This is a genomic window from Winogradskyella flava (genome assembly GCF_014243395.1).
Lineage (GTDB): Bacteria > Bacteroidota > Bacteroidia > Flavobacteriales > Flavobacteriaceae > Winogradskyella > Winogradskyella flava.
This window is the reverse complement of record NZ_JACLCP010000003.1, coordinates 290758-306360: the sequence shown is the minus strand read 5'-3', so window position 1 is coordinate 306360 and position 15603 is coordinate 290758. Positions and strand designations below refer to the sequence as shown.

Here is a 15603-nt window from a genome sequence, read left to right as displayed (position 1 = left end):
TTAGAGCAACATTAGAATAAGGTGAAATATCATTTTTGCCGTTATTGTATGTCTACTATTTTATTTTTAATATACCTCATAAAAGCCATTCTGATCAATTCCTTACTCGATAATACTAATTAAGCATTTTTTCATACATATTGCAACAAGTACATTTTATATCACCTAGCGAAGCGCTAAAAGACATTTTTAAATGTTATCACTACGTTGAACTTAAAACCGAAAGGGCACAGCAAAATACAGGATCTATTATTCAAGATGGCCTTTCTGAATTCGGGTTTATTAAAGAGCATGATATTTCAATTATATCAAATGGTAATCCCATGATTTTGCCTCAATCATTTCTTATTGGAAAGGTAGAGATGCCTTCTAAATTTGTTATTCCAACAACAATGCATTATTTAGCGATAAAGATTCAACCTTGGGCAACATCGTTTTTCTTCAACAATGGCCGCACATCTATTCTAGATTTATCCAAGACGTCATATTCTAATGTTGAAGCACTTCACAATAGTATTTTCAATTCAAGTACACTTGAAGAAAAAGTAAAACAAATTGAAAATTTCTTTCTTGATAAAGCACTACCTCATCCAAAAACCTATGAAATTAGTAAGGCCATTTGCAATTACATTTATGAAAAACAAGGCGTTATAAAAATTAAAACACTTTTAGATAAGTTTCCATATTCACGACAGAAACTCAACCAAATATTCTTTGAGCAGACTAAAAATTCAATTAAAGAATTTTCAGTTTATACGCGTTTGCGTGCAATTATGTCTTATCGAATGGAACATCCAGAGGAATCATTGACTAGTATAACCTATAAATTCGGATACTTTGACCAGTCCCACTTTATTAAGGACATGAAAAGAGTAACTGGAGTTACGCCTTCTGATTTTTCAAAATCCAGCAACTTGTTTTTTGACCAACTAATAAAGTAGCAGCTAACATTTTTTACAATTTTTTATTGATTTAAGATAATACTTTTGTTTTTAGACTTAAGAGCAATTCATCAAATCAAAATCATTATGAAAAAAACAGTATTCATCGCAGTCATCATTTCTTTTCTTAATATTCCACTAGTTTATTCTGGTAACTGGAACTCAAAGAAGCCTATAACATCTAAAAATCTGTCTGATAAAGAAAAACTAGAAACCTTTCTTAAAATTGCAGATAGTATAAGAGAAAAGTTAAATGTACCTGGTGTTGGTATATCTATCATTAAGGATAACAAAGTTTTATATAGCGGTGGTTTAGGCTATAGTAACTTAAGCGAAAACAAAAAAGTTGATGGAAACACATTGTTTTCCATTGGTTCTTGTACCAAATCATTTACTGGTGTTTTGACAGCGAAACTTGTTGAAAAAGGACTTTTAGATTGGCATAAACCTTTGAAGAGTTATATAACAAACCTTAAACTTAAAGAGCAGTACATTGAAGATAATTTAACGGTTCTAGACGCATTATCTCATGGTACAGGATTAGCAAAAAATACAGCAGCCTGGAAATACAAAAACTATACACGAGATAAATTATTAGGGCTTTTAGCTCAACAAGATTTTTCAACCGCATTTAGAGCAAGTTATAATTATAACAACATGATGTTTGCTATTGGTGGATTAGCTTCTGAAAAAGTGACTGGAGAATCTTGGGAAACACTTATAAAAAATGAGATTTTTGAGCCAATGCAAATGAATGATTCTTATACACGTTTTGATGAGTTTATTGTACACGATAATAGAGCTATTGGATATCAAAAAGATGGATTTACAGTTGCCCAACCAGTTGATGTCACAGTAATTGCCCCGACAGGCGCTATTAGTTCTACGCCAATTGACATGAGTAAATGGCTATCATTTTTTGCAAACAATGGACAACACAACAACACAGTTCTTTTGCAACCAAAGTCCTATGATTTCATTGCTAAACCGCATAAAAACGTTAGCGTTAGAAATGGAGATGAAATTTGGTATTACTACGCAGGTATTGGTGGTTTTTTAAAGAATGGTAAACGAAATATTGGTCATAATGGTGCTATTGATGGACAAAACTCTAGAATGGTGATTCGTCCTGAAGAAGGCTTTGCGATAATGATCATGACAAATCAATTAAGTGAGTACAAAGAACTCATCGTTAATTATGCTGAAGAATGGTTTTTAGAGGGTACATTAACACGTCAATACGAAAGAGAATTAGGCTTAGAAGCAGTAATGCACTCCTATGTCATTGAAAGTCTATTAGACAAAGGAAAAACGCTAGAAGCAATCAATTATACCAAAAAATTAGATGAGAACAGACTTGGTCTCATTCTCGAGGCCAACATTAATGTTTTAGGGTATTTTTACATGCAGAACGGTAAATTAGATGAAGCTTTAACAGTTTTTAAGCTCAATGCAGAAAAATTCCCAAATTCAACAAATGTCTTTAATAGTCTTGGAGAAGCATATTATCAAAAAAAGACTTATCAGTTGGCACTAGAAGCTTTTGAAACCTCTCTTAAACATGATCCCAACAACCAAAGTTCTAAAGATTTTATTACAAGAATAAAGAATAAGAATTAAGTAAACCAAATTTCACATGTTGCTATCGTAAAGCTTGCGTGTTTTGAAACCATTAATTTGTTAACTTAGTTAAAAAATAAGTGCGCATAGTTTTTATCCCAGGATTAGGTTACGACTGTCAGATCTTTAAAAATCTAGACTTATCAGGTCTTGAATTAGAACATCTCAACTGGATTGAACCATTACCAAAAGAAAAATTCCACGATTACGCATTGCGTTTATTCTCAAAAACTAAAAAATATTCAGAGAAAACGATTCTTATAGGTCATTCGCTAGGGGGTGCGGTCTCTCAAGAAATTGCAAGTGTTCATCAAATAGAAAAAATCATATTAATCTCTAGTATAAAGTCAAGAAAAGAATTACCATTCTCTTTAAAACTAGTTAAACCATTAAGAGTATATAAATTATTCACTAAAGAGATTAGCTTAAGAACTATTAGATTTTGGGGTGCAACCCACGGTTTTGAAAATGATGAAGAGAAGAACCTCTTTAAAAATATGGTTAGTCAACATTCTAATGCATATTTACAATGGGCTTTGAGAAGCTTGTCTTCTTGGAGAGCACCTAATATATCGACAGAAATCATTCATATCCATGGTACAAAAGATAAAACTTTACCCTTTAAATTAATTAAAAAACCAGATTATATAATAAGAAACGGAAGTCATATTTGTGTACTAAAGAAAGCAGAGGAAATTACAAGAATAATTAAAAAGTTCATTTAATCATCTTCATTCTTATACAAACTAGGTAAACTAATCTTAAACCGAACAGCCAGTATGCGAACTATTATAACGACTAATCCAGCAATAATAAAAAGGTAATTTCTGCCTTCCAAAAAATGAAGTAATAAGAAATAGGTAAAACCACCCAAAATGCAAGCTGTAGCATAGATTTCTTTTCTAAAAATGACAGGAATATCATTACATAGAATATCTCGTATCACACCTCCAAAACAAGCAGTCATAGTCCCTAAAAAGACACAAATTACTGGATGCAAATTAGCAACTAAACCTGTTTCAATACCAATAACGGTATACAATCCAATACCAATAGTATCAAACAAAAACAGTGAACGCCTTAAGTGCTTTAATTGATTTCTGAATACAACAGCAAATATGGTTGATGCAACAATGACATAAACATAGGTCATATTTCGCATCCAGGATACAGGTTCGACACCTACCATGACATCGCGCAGTGTTCCACCACCAACTGCGGTAACAAAAGCTATGATTAAAACACCGAATGGATCCATGCGCTTGTTCATAGCGACCAAAACGCCTGAAATGGCAAAAGCAATAGTTCCTAAAATATCTATAGTTTGAAAAAACATCACATGTTTTGTGTGTAGTAATTATAATCTTTTATCACTTTGGCAACAAAATCGACAGGCTTCTCTTTCGGCTCAACATTCATTACCTTAACCAAACGATGATGCAAGTTTAAAATAATATTGTGATTCCCTTTTCTTACAGCTTCATCGTAAAGATTTTTCACTTTCTGTATATCAGTATCGTTTAAAACTGTCACCTGACTGTAAGACGGCACATAATCCATTGGTATTTCTTTCAAAATGGTATCATCAATACTCACTTTTTGCTTTTCACTTATAACTGTGGTACCTGCGGCAATATCACCAATACGCTGACCATTACCTTTTATTAGAATAGTCAAAACTGCAGCTCCACCAGATGTTAAAGCCACATCCACTATGCGCAAAATCCATCTCACAAAATAGTTAGCGAAACCAGGTTTTGATCCATCTAACTTTACGACCTTAGTCCTCATTACACTCTTGCCAACTGTTTTTCCATCCCAAAAGGTCTCCAAAAGGACATAGTATAAAAATGCAGGTAGATTAACCAGTAAATATATCGCCCAAGCGTCACCCATGTCTAAATCTAAAGTTACCAAAAGCATAATAGAAGCTATGAAGTATAACAGTATAATCGCACTGTCAATAAGGTAACCCAATAGACGATCGCCAATGCTCGCAACGTTTTGGTTAATCCCTACATTTTGGGCGGTTTCTATTTGAAATTCATCCATATTTTCTTTTCTTTGAAAACCTAAAGGTTTTAGTATATGCGCGAGGCGGCTTTTGTGAAGCAAAATAAAGATAAATGGATAGAATTTGAAAGCATTCTTAAAAATAAAACCAATATTGATCCTGATTTGCTTTCCGACCTATATATTGAAGTTACTGACCATTTAAGCTATGCAAAAACGTTTTATAGAAATAGCAATACAGAGCGTTATCTCAATCAGCTAGCATCTCAAGCACATCAGAATATTTATAAGACGAAGAAAGAACCGAAAAACCGATTGATTTCGTTTTTTAAGACGGAATTTCCTAATATGTTTTATCAGCATCATCGTGAATTGTTGATTACATTTCTAGTCTTTTCTTTTTTCGTGGCTGTTGGTGCATTTTCCGCTGCTAGTGAAGGTGATTTTGTAAGATCTTTTCTGGGTGACGGTTATGTAAATATGACTTTAGAGAATATAGAAAATGGCGATCCAATGGCTGTTTACAAAGAGCAAGGCGAATTTAATATGTTTCTAGGTATTACGCTAAATAATATAAAAGTGGCATTATTGGCTTTTGGATATGGTATTTTATTTGGTGTCGGTACACTTTACATACTAATGCAAAATGGTATCATGCTAGGTAGCTTTCAGTATTTCTTCTATGAACAAGGCTTGCTATGGGAATCTGCCAGAACCATTTGGATACATGGCACTATAGAGATCTCGGTAATCATTATTGCTGGTTGTGCTGGATTGGTCATGGGAAATGGCATGCTATTCACGGGTACGCTTCCACGCTTAGAATCTTTTAAACGTGGTGTCATAAACGGACTTAAAATTCTCATGAGTACCATACCATTTTTTATTATTGCTGGCTTTTTAGAGGGCTTTGTTACAAGACATACCGAAATGCCAGATTGGTTGGCCATAATTATCATTGGTGGTTCATTAACGCTCATTTTATTTTATTATGTGTTTTATCCCATACAATTACATAAAAGATCACAACAAATTATAGAAGTACAGGACTTGGTTGAAACAGAAAACCTACCTCAAACTAAACCGATATGAATACAAACAAACCTTATATAGAATTTAGAAAGAATAGCGATTTTAGTGGTATACTTACTGACACCTTTGGTTTTATACGAAATGAATTTAAACCATTTACAAAAAGCATTTTTAACATTGCAGGACCTGCAATTCTTGTCTTTATGTTGTCGCTCGCGGTTTATAATTATGTTGCTGGAGATATTTTTGATTTTACAAATTATGAACAGCCTGGTTTTAATGGTAGTAGTGTCATGTTAACCTTAATAGCAGCAATCGTTTATCTTCTTTCTGCCATAGCTGCCTATATATTTACAGGCGCTTCTGCGCTTTACTACATAAAATCTTATGTAGACAACAAAGGAAATACTGACTTTTTAGAAATAAAGAAGAATGTTTACAGATCATTTTGGTCGTTCTTTGGTATAGGATTTCTAAAGGGTATGACACTATTGGTTGCAATTTGTTTGTGTTTTTTACCTGTATTTTATGCCATGGTACCGATGTCCATAGTTTTTAGCATCTATGTGTTTGAACCAAGACAATCCACTACAGATGCTTACAGTAAAAGTTTCAATTTAGTTAATGTGGATTTCTGGACCGCTTTCGGAACGTACATTGTCTTATTTATAATTTTTTATATTATCAGCTTTGTTTTCGCTATTCCTTCTGCCATATATACCTTGATTGGTACTGGAATTTTTTCTGGTGAAGTAGATCCTGCAAACATGAACGATTTTTATCAAGACCCTATTTTAATATTACTGAATGTACTGAATACTTTTTTTCAATTCTTTCTAAATATCATTTTGGTAGTTGGTGGTGCTGCCATCTATTTCCACCTTCATGAAAAAGCCAACTTTACTGGCACTTACGAGCGCATAAGCGAAATTGGTAAAACGGAAGACTAAATGAAGCTACACAGGTTTTTATGTATTTGTTTTTGCTTTGTGCAATTATCTTTTGCACAACAAAGCGAGCAACCTGTACTATTCGATGATACCGATATTGAAAAACAAGATATTTCAGAAAAAGATCTAGAATCTTACAAGGCTGATGATGACTTTAATTATATAGAAGTCCAACAAGAAGAATCCTTTTTAGATAGAGCATATCGCTGGCTTCGTAATATTCTCAGAAAATTTTGGGAAGCTATTTTTGGAGTTGGTACGGCAACTGGATTCCTCTATTTTGTATTCAGAATATTGCCTTATATACTACTTGGTGTTTTAATTTTTCTGCTGATACGGTTTTTTCTAAAAGTCAATTCAAATAGACTCATCATGAAAACTAAGGCGCAAGGCAATATTACCATTACAGAAGAAGAACAAATTATTAAAAATGAGGACATACCAGCATTGATAAAAGAAGCCATCAATCAAAAAAATTATAGACTCGCTATTCGCTATTACTACTTATTATCCTTAAAGTACTTAACGGAAAATGATACTATTTCGTGGCAACCACAAAAAACCAATGAAGACTATATTAAAGAAATTGGTAAAACGAGCTTGAAAGATGGTTTTAAGAACATCACAAGAATATATGACTATGTTTGGTATGGTGAGTTTGGTGTTGATGCCTTGAAATTCGAAGCCTTGAAACAGCCTTTTGAAAACCTAAATAAATCCATAAACAAAAGTTGACTAAAAAAGGGAAAATATATATTTCACTTGTGCTATTGACCATATTGGCAATAGTTACTGTTGAGATGAACAAACCTAAAGAACTCAACTGGTTTCCTTCTTATGCGACGCATCATAAGATACCTTTTGGCTCTTATGTATTTAGTGAACAGCTTCAAAGAATTTCAGAAGATGTAACCATAGTTGAAAGACCTCCTTTTGAATATTTAAAGGCCAATAACATTAAGGGAACTTATGTGTTTTATAATGGTGGTATCAATTTTGGAGAACAAGAACTGAATGCTCTTTTAGATTGGGTTGATGCTGGCAATACACTAATGGTTTCTGCTGTTGATTTTGAAGCCAAACTTTTAGACACTTTAAACCTTAATACCGAATCCATAAATACCGTTGCCAATTTTAACAACGAATATCAAGTTCAGCTAGTAAATCCAAGACTAGACAAAACTGCCGCTTATAAATTTGACAGACCAACAACGTTTTTTCACTTTCACGACATAGACACTTTACAAACCAATGTCGTTGGCCTTATAGATAAGTATAGAGGCGAAAACGAACTCGTTCAAGATTCTTTAATCAATATTATAAAGCAACCATTTGGAGATGGAGAAATCATTTTGAACACATTCCCTCAGGCATTTACCAATTATTTCGTGCTTAATTCTCCCAATCAAAATTATACCGCAGGCCTATTATCCTATTTAGACACAAGTCAACCGATTTATATCGATACTTACTATAAAAGCGGAAAGAAATTTTATACATCGCCAATGTATCTTCTTTTAAATAACGATTCCCTTAAATGGGCATATTACATGGTATTAATAGCTGTTTTGATTTACATAATATTTGAAGGTAAACGTAAGCAAAGAGCCATTCCTATTGTGAGACCTTTAAAAAATCAAACCGTAGATTTTACCAGAACCATTTCTAACATGTACTATGAAAACGGAAAACACAAAGATATTGCCTATCATAAAGTGCAGCACTTCTTGGATTATATAAGAAATACCATGTATCTAAGCACATCAGAAATTAATGATAGCTTTATTAAAAATCTATCGGCAAGGAGCAACAATACTATAGAGGATACAAGAAAATTATTTGAATTTACAGAACAAATAGACGGTAAAACTCAGATAAGCAATATTGAATTAGAGCGCTTAAATACCTTAATTGAAAATTTTAAATCCCATAACCAATGGAAAACGAAGCAGTAAACGACGACCTAAATTTTGATAACAGAATACAGCTTGATGGCTTAAGAGATGCTGTTGAGAGTATTAAATCCGAACTAAGAAAAGTAATAATTGGCCAAGATAATTTTGTAGAATTACTAATTGTAGCCTTACTAGCGGATGGTCACGTCCTAATAGAAGGTGTTCCTGGGATTGCAAAAACTGTTACAGCAAAGTTATTTGCCAAAGTCTTAAAAACAGAGTTTAGCAGAATTCAATTCACACCAGATTTAATGCCAAGTGATGTTTTGGGAACTTCCGTTTTAAACATGAAGACGTCTGAGTTTGAATTTAAAAAAGGACCTATTTTTTCTAATATCGTTTTAATTGATGAGATTAATAGAGCACCCGCAAAAACACAAGCGGCACTTTTTGAAACCATGGAAGAACGACAAGCTAGTATCGATGGCACTACTTATAAATTTGAGAATCCTTTTATGGTTTTGGCAACACAAAACCCAATTGAGCAAGAAGGGACATATGCACTACCAGAAGCACAATTAGATCGTTTTATTTTTAAGATTAAAGTCGATTATCCATCACTTGAAGATGAAGTTAAAATAATTGCCTCTCATCATGAGCGCAAAGGCGCAGCACCTCAGTCTTCAATTAATGCGATTTTGGATACTAAATCGTTAGAAGATTATAAAAATAAAACGCAATCAATTTTAGTTGAAGAAAAGATCATAAAATACATTGCCGAGATTGTATCTAAAACTCGTAATCATCCGCATTTATATCTTGGTGGTTCACCAAGAGCATCTATTGCCATATTGAATACAGCAAAAGCATTTGCGGCTATCAATGGACGTGATTTTGTAATTCCGGAGGATGTAAAAAAAGCATTGAATCCAGTACTTAATCATCGTGTGATACTAACACCGGAACGCGAAATGGAAGGCATGACCACAGAAAATGTTATAGAGATGATCGTACAGTCAGTGGAAGTCCCTCGTTAATTTCAGTTTTCAGTCACAGTAAGCAGAATTTAGTATGAAATTTTTAAAGTCATTATATGTACACAAGCAGCTATATATTTATTTAGCTCTAACTGCTGTGTGCTTTATGCTTTCATATTGGTTTCCCTGGTTATATTCTTTTGCGTGGATACTTACTACCATTATTATTGTGCTGTTGTTTATTGATTTGCTTATACTCTATAGTCCTAAAAAAGCGATTTCTGCAAGACGACTATTACCAGATAAATTTTCTAACAGCGATAACAATCCTGTTCCTATAACCATTACCAATGATTATGGTTTTAAAACCTATTTAGATGTTATTGATGAGCTGCCTGTACAATTTCAAAAACGTGATTTTTCTTATCAAGTAAGCCTAAACCCAAAAGAATCTCATGATTTTGAATATTTGGTAAGACCTGTAGATCGAGGTGAATACTACTTTGGACACCTCAATATTTTTGTATCCTCCTTACTTAAAATAGTAAAGCGTAAATACCGCTTTCAGAACGGACAGATGGTTATGGTATATCCATCCATCATACAAATGCAGAAATATGATTTCTTGGCTATTAGCAATTCCCTAACCCAAATCGGATTGAAAAAAATAAGACGTATTGGGCATACGTCAGAATTTGAACAAATAAAGGAATACGTTCTAGGTGATGATTCTAGAACAGTTAACTGGAAAGCCACAGCTAAGAAAGCTGAGCTTATGGTCAATCAGTACCAAGATGAAAAATCACAACCTATTTATTCGATCATCGACACTGGCCGTGTTATGAAAATGCCTTTCAATGGTTTAAAGCTTTTGGATTATGCCATAAATTCTACGCTGGCCTTTAGTAATGTAGCCTTAAAGAAGCATGATAAAGTCGGTATGTTGTCCTTTTCAAAAAAAATAGAAACGTTTCTCCCAGCCATACATAAAATCACTTATCTCAATCGTATTCTAGAAGCGCTTTACAATATAGATACCCAATTTAATGATAGCGATTTTGGGCTATTATATGCGCAATTAAAGCGAAAAGTAACACATCGCAGCCTCCTACTACTCTATACTAATTTTGAACATTTAAGTGCACTTAAACGTCAATTACCATATCTACAAGCCATATCTAAAAAACACATGTTAGTTGTGGTATTATTTGAAAACACAGAACTCGAGACCATTATAAAGGAAAACGCCGAAGATCTGCAATCTATCTACCATAAGACCATTGCTGAAAAATTCGCCTTTGAAAAACGCCTTATGGTAAAGGAATTGCAAAAGCATGGTATTCAATCTATATTAACGGCACCAGAAAACCTTACCATAAATACAATAAATAAGTATTTAGAGATTAAAGCCAGAGGTTTACTATAAGACTCTATATAATTGCCAAATTACAACTCGTCCTAATAAAATTACAATTCGGTAATTACAATTATTTCATCATGGAGATTTGTTGGATATTTGAATCAACAAAAACAAATAACCATTAATCAAATACATTATGAAAAATTTAATCTTAGCATTCGCTCTAACCCTATCTACATTATTTAGCTTCTCACAAGATGAAGGCATTACCATTACGGTAACTATTGACAACGTTAAAAATGACACTGGTAAAGTATTAATGTCTCTGCACACATCTGAAACGTTTATGAAAGGTAAAGGTATTATTGATGCTGAATCTGAAATAAAAGACGGAAAAGTAATCATCACTTTTGAAAATGTAACCGCTGGAGAATATGCAATTTTAGCACTACATGACGAAAATTCTAACCAACGTATGGATTTTAGAGAAAATGGCATGCCATTAGAATCTTTTGGTACATCTAACAATGTTATGGCTTTTGGACCACCACAATATGATGATGCGAAGTTTAAAGTGGAAGACAAGGACCTAGAACTCAATATTAGATTCTAAACGAAAGACATCAATCAAAAAATCATTACAAAGACCGCCATTCATGACGGTCTTTTTTTAGCACTAACCAAAGACTATAGCTTTTATTAATCCTTTTTTGTAATTTTATAGTTTCAATTAATAATTATGACAATCACTCAACTAAAATACGCCCTAGCCATAGCAGAACATCAAAATTTCACGAAAGCTGCTGAAAAGTGCTTTGTAACGCAACCAACATTAAGTACACAAATTCAAAAGCTTGAGGATGAACTCGATGTCATTATTTTCGACAGAGGTAAAAAGCCAATAGAGCTTACAGATGTTGGCAGGAAAATTGTATTCCAAGCTAGGAATATAGTTAATGAAGCAGATCGTATACAAGATATAGTAGACCAGCAAAAAGGATTTATTGGTGGTGAATTCCGTTTAGGAATTATACCTACGGTAATGCCTACACTATTGCCTATGTTCCTCAAAAACTTCATTAAAAAATACCCAAAAGTGAAGCTTAAAATTGAAGAGCTTACCACCGAAGAAATCCTTACACGTATTAGTGATGGGCACTTGGATGCTGCTATTGCTGCGACTCCTTTAGAAAGCGATAATATTAAAGAGCGTGTTTTGTACTATGAACCTTTTGTTGCTTATGTACCAGATAACCATCGACTAAAAGATAAAAAGACCATTGCAGTTTCCGACCTTGAGATTGAGGACATGTTGCTTTTGGAAGATGGACATTGTTTTAGAGATGGTGTTATAAATCTGTGCAAAGCCTTTAAAGATCAAATAGATGATAGTTTTCAGCTAGAAAGTGGTAGTATCGAAACATTAATTAAGCTGAGCAACGAAGGTATGGGAATGACGCTTCTTCCCTATTTACACACCTTAGACATTAAAGAAAAATTGAGTCCCAACCTTAGACATTTTTCAGAACCCTCACCAGCAAGAGAAGTTAGTATTATATATCATAAAAGTGAATTAAAAATGCAGATTATTGATGCACTTCACAATTCAATTTCTGGTATAATACGAGGTGCTATTGCCTTTAGTAATGTTGAGATTATTAGCCCTCTGGCCAAATAAAAAAAGCGACTCGTAAGTCGCTTTTCTTTATACTTTTAAATAAATTAAACATTGATTTAATTCTGGGTTTTGATTGATAAGGGACTGAATAAAAATTCTTAACTCTTCCAGTTCGTGAGGCAGTAATCGCTTTACCGCTTTTTGCACTTCTTTACAGAATAATGTCGCATCAAAACTAACCTTGCTAAGTACAGTTTTCGTGTACTCATACATTGCTCTCGCCATAGGTAATCTTAAGTTTTAGGTTCAACAAAAAAGTAATTGTTCTCTATAGGCTATTGTTTCAATTTACTGTATGAAATTATAAAAAAAATAAAAGAACTACAGAAGTTTAACAGCTTATTATGTTAAAAGTTCAATTATAACGTTGAGCATGAATAATAAAAAAAGATAATTCTTACATTTTAAGCCCTTGATTTACATGTGATTAAACTAAAACCTGTTATCACCATCCAATAAATCTCCTAAGCCACCAAGGATACTTCCTTCACCTTTACTGTTTCCTCCTCTGGGTAAGGACTTCAATACACGTCCAGCTAATCTACTAAATGGTAGTGATTGTAAATAAACCGTTCCTGGCCCTTGTAGTTTTGCAAAAAACAAACCTTCACCTCCAAAAATTGTATTTTTAAATCCACCTATAAACTCAATATCATAATCGACATCTTGAGTGAATCCAACAATACATCCAGTATCTACCCTAAGTATTTCTCCCGGTGCTAAAACACGTTTTGCAGTAGTTCCGCAAGCATGGACAAATGCCATACCATCACCTTCTAATTTTTGCATGATGAAACCCTCGCCTCCAAACAAGCCTCTTCCCAACTTCTTTGAGAACTCAATACCAACACTCACCCCTTTTGCCGCACATAAAAAGGCATCTTTTTGACAAATGAACTTTCCATTGTATTCCAATAAGTCTATTGGCGTTATTTTTCCTGGATAAGGGGAAGCAAATGACACGTTTCTCTTACCAGTCAAATTATTGTAGAAGGCAATCATGAAAAGACTCTCTCCTGTTAATATGCGCTTACCAGCTCCTAGTATTTTTCCTAAAAAGCCTTGGTCCTTTTTAGAGCCATCCCCAAAAATGGTTTCCATTTTTATACCATCATCCATCATCATAAAACTTCCAGATTCTGCTATGACACCTTCATCAGGATCGAGTTCTATTTCTACATATTGCATTTCTTCTCCATAAATGCGATAATCTATCTCGTGGGCATTTCTTTCACTAAAGTCTGGTAATCTTTCCATTGTATATTTTCGTTTTAAGGTTGACTACTATATAAGTTGAAAAATCAATCAATTTGTTACACGCGTGTTTAAATACAATTTATCAATCACTGCATATCGAGACTGCAAACTTAAAAGCAAAATCTAACATTTTACTTTAAGTGTCCATTCAAAATTAAAGGACGACACTTCCACACCATCTTTATTTATTCCGTTTGAGTTTAACCAAACCGTTTGTCCGTCGCCTGTCTCAATAGCTTTTGTAATAGCCTCGTCTATTTTATGACCCTCTTCACAAGTAAAGGTAATCCGTCCAGTAGCTTTCTTTGTAAATGAAGCATTATTATTTGCTACTAACATAGAAATGTTTTTGCCACTATTTCTAATCTTGGTCATTACCAAAGCTCCTGTAGACAACTCTGCAGCCATGCCCTGTACAGCCCAAAACATAGATCTAAATGGATTTTGATTAATCCAACGATGCTTTACCGACACTACACAAGTCGTATCATCTAAATGCTTGGTTCTTACACCTGTAAAATAAGCAGCCGGCAACTTAAGCATTAAAAAAGTATTGAGTTTAGATGGAGAAATATTCATTTATAGTTTTGATTTTATTCACAATTAGAATTATAAAATTCAACAATTTCGATTAGTCTCTTACGTTTTTTCTTAAATCTTTTTTTAATTTTTTCTTCCATTTTTTTACAATCACTGAAATAATCCATAGCAACAGCTTTGAAATTTTTAGAGATTAAGTTAGTAGTCCCTATTTTAGTCGCGACCTTTTCTTCTTTTCTTTTTATAAAATAGCTAAATGTAGCTACAGAATAGGCCATAGCGCCTCCACTACTATATAAATTACAATCACCTTCAACAATTAATGGCAATAGATAATACGTATTATCCTCTATACAAACCATTTCTTGAACATTCCTTAAGTAAATTTTGGAAATTCCCGATTTCCTTATATCATATTCATACCTATAAAAGTCATGGTAATACAACTTGTGATTTGATCCATCATCATTAATCAATAAAACGTAATCGGACTTAAATTTTCGATCTTGTACAACAATTTTTTCACCGTTGTTTTTAAAAAAGGTGAAGTTTTTTTGATTTTGACCTAGACACAACCATGAGATAAAAATAAAAGTAAATAGAAAGACTTTCTTCATTTTGATTCAATTAGGATACTTGCTAAGTTAATAGAATTAATGAACTTTTAGGTTTACAAGTATTGATTTTAATTTGTTAAAAATATGTTAATTTTTAGTACTATGCGTAACATAATACCTTTTTAAAGACATATATTTGTATAAGCAACTATTATATACTTTTAAAAATGTTAGATAATCACCATAAAAATTTAGCCACATTTATACATTTGTCAACCTTTTCAAGGTTTATAATTCCATTTGGAAATTTTATTGGTCCAATCGTATTGTGGGCTGCCAATAAAGACAAATCAGAATTTGTAGATCAACACGGTAAGCAAGCCATTAATTTTCAAATTAGCGTATTGCTTTATGCTATTATTATTGGCACAATCAGTGTTCCATTTTTCATCTTTAAGCTTTTTAGAGGATTAGATGTTATAGACTTTCACGGTTTCCACAATTTCCATATTAATGTAGGAGAGCCTTCTCCTCTCTTGTATATTGGAGGTGGATTAGGTGCATTGGCAATCATTGCGTTTATCGTCGAACTTGCATTAATTGTTAAAGCGAGTTTATCTGCAAGAGATGGCAACTTATATAAGTATCCACTCACCATTAATTTCTTAAAGTAACATGTGCTGAACTAGTTTCAGTAACTCAATATTCATCAATAATCAATCAAAAAATGAACAGTTTAATCGAATTTAAGACTCTTATAATATGACACGAGCGCAAAAAAAA

18 protein-coding genes are annotated in these 15603 nt (G+C 33.2%); 12 read left to right on the top strand and 6 right to left on the bottom strand.

Annotated elements, in window-relative coordinates:
• The first annotated feature begins 140 nt into the window (after nt 1-140).
• The 3 genes from H7F21_RS11865 to H7F21_RS11855 all read left to right on the top strand — a co-directional run bounded on the left by H7F21_RS11865 (nt 141) and on the right by H7F21_RS11855 (nt 3286).
• Nucleotides 141-941, top strand: a complete 801-nt coding sequence (locus H7F21_RS11865) for a helix-turn-helix domain-containing protein (protein ID WP_185789505.1) — start codon at nt 141-143, stop codon at nt 939-941.
• A gap of 87 nt (nt 942-1028) precedes the next feature.
• Nucleotides 1029-2561, top strand: a complete 1533-nt coding sequence (locus H7F21_RS11860; protein ID WP_185789504.1) for a serine hydrolase — start codon at nt 1029-1031, stop codon at nt 2559-2561.
• Nucleotides 2562-2641: 80 nt separating this feature from the next.
• The gene (locus tag H7F21_RS11855) at nt 2642-3286 is read left to right on the top strand and encodes an alpha/beta fold hydrolase (RefSeq protein ID WP_185789503.1); all 645 of its coding nucleotides are present in this window, start codon (nt 2642-2644) and stop codon (nt 3284-3286) included.
• Here H7F21_RS11855 and H7F21_RS11850 read toward each other — a convergent pair.
• Together H7F21_RS11850 and H7F21_RS11845 are read right to left on the bottom strand one after the other, a co-directional pair.
• Entirely contained in the window at nt 3283-3897 is a 615-nt protein-coding gene (locus tag H7F21_RS11850) for a trimeric intracellular cation channel family protein (RefSeq protein ID WP_185789502.1), read from the bottom strand. The genes H7F21_RS11855 and H7F21_RS11850 overlap by 4 nt on opposite strands.
• Nucleotides 3897-4613, bottom strand: a complete 717-nt coding sequence (locus H7F21_RS11845) for an RDD family protein (protein ID WP_185789501.1) — start codon at nt 4611-4613, stop codon at nt 3897-3899. Before H7F21_RS11845 ends, H7F21_RS11850 begins: the two co-directional genes overlap by 1 nt.
• Before the next feature lie 36 nt (nt 4614-4649).
• Between H7F21_RS11845 and H7F21_RS11840 the strand changes: the two genes are divergently transcribed.
• The 8 genes from H7F21_RS11840 (at nt 4650) to H7F21_RS11805 (ending at nt 12466) form a co-directional block, all read left to right on the top strand.
• Nucleotides 4650-5666, top strand: a complete 1017-nt coding sequence (locus H7F21_RS11840; RefSeq protein WP_185789500.1) for a stage II sporulation protein M — start codon at nt 4650-4652, stop codon at nt 5664-5666.
• The gene (locus H7F21_RS11835) at nt 5663-6556 is read left to right on the top strand and encodes a hypothetical protein (RefSeq protein ID WP_185789499.1); all 894 of its coding nucleotides are present in this window, start codon (nt 5663-5665) and stop codon (nt 6554-6556) included. The genes H7F21_RS11840 and H7F21_RS11835 overlap by 4 nt, the downstream gene beginning before the upstream one ends.
• Nucleotides 6557-7291, top strand: coding sequence for a DUF4129 domain-containing protein (locus tag H7F21_RS11830; protein ID WP_185789498.1), 735 nt, complete (start codon nt 6557-6559; stop codon nt 7289-7291).
• Nucleotides 7288-8511 carry a DUF4350 domain-containing protein gene (locus H7F21_RS11825; protein WP_185789497.1) on the top strand — a complete coding sequence of 408 codons (1224 nt, stop codon included), beginning with the start codon at nt 7288-7290 and terminating at the stop codon, nt 8509-8511. Before H7F21_RS11830 ends, H7F21_RS11825 begins: the two co-directional genes overlap by 4 nt.
• Entirely contained in the window at nt 8493-9488 is a 996-nt protein-coding gene (locus H7F21_RS11820) for an AAA family ATPase (RefSeq protein ID WP_185789496.1), read from the top strand. Before H7F21_RS11825 ends, H7F21_RS11820 begins: the two co-directional genes overlap by 19 nt.
• A 34-nt stretch (nt 9489-9522) precedes the next feature.
• Nucleotides 9523-10854, top strand: a complete 1332-nt coding sequence (locus H7F21_RS11815) for a DUF58 domain-containing protein (protein WP_185789495.1) — start codon at nt 9523-9525, stop codon at nt 10852-10854.
• Between the two features lie 130 nt (nt 10855-10984).
• Entirely contained in the window at nt 10985-11401 is a 417-nt protein-coding gene (locus tag H7F21_RS11810) for a DUF2141 domain-containing protein (RefSeq protein WP_185789494.1), read from the top strand.
• A gap of 126 nt (nt 11402-11527) precedes the next feature.
• Nucleotides 11528-12466 (top strand): LysR substrate-binding domain-containing protein, encoded by a 939-nt coding sequence (locus tag H7F21_RS11805; RefSeq protein ID WP_185789493.1) that lies wholly within the window; start codon nt 11528-11530, stop codon nt 12464-12466.
• A gap of 27 nt (nt 12467-12493) precedes the next feature.
• On the opposite strand, the gene H7F21_RS11800 is transcribed toward H7F21_RS11805, so the two are convergent.
• The 4 genes from H7F21_RS11800 to H7F21_RS11785 form a co-directional block, all read right to left on the bottom strand.
• On the bottom strand, nt 12494-12691 hold the full coding sequence (locus tag H7F21_RS11800) for a hypothetical protein (RefSeq protein WP_185789492.1): 198 nt from the start codon (nt 12689-12691) through the stop codon (nt 12494-12496).
• A gap of 207 nt (nt 12692-12898) precedes the next feature.
• Nucleotides 12899-13723, bottom strand: coding sequence for a TIGR00266 family protein (locus H7F21_RS11795; protein WP_185789491.1), 825 nt, complete (start codon nt 13721-13723; stop codon nt 12899-12901).
• Nucleotides 13724-13846: 123 nt separating this feature from the next.
• Nucleotides 13847-14302 (bottom strand): DUF4442 domain-containing protein, encoded by a 456-nt coding sequence (locus H7F21_RS11790; protein ID WP_185789490.1) that lies wholly within the window; start codon nt 14300-14302, stop codon nt 13847-13849.
• 14 nt (nt 14303-14316) lie between these two features.
• A complete protein-coding gene (locus tag H7F21_RS11785; protein ID WP_185789489.1) occupies nt 14317-14880 on the bottom strand; it encodes a VHS/ENTH/ANTH domain-containing protein in 564 nt (187 codons plus the stop codon).
• Nucleotides 14881-15047: 167 nt separating this feature from the next.
• Between H7F21_RS11785 and H7F21_RS11780 the strand changes: the two genes are divergently transcribed.
• Nucleotides 15048-15494 carry a DUF4870 domain-containing protein gene (locus H7F21_RS11780; RefSeq protein WP_185789488.1) on the top strand — a complete coding sequence of 149 codons (447 nt, stop codon included), beginning with the start codon at nt 15048-15050 and terminating at the stop codon, nt 15492-15494.
• Nucleotides 15495-15603: the final 109 nt, after the last annotated feature.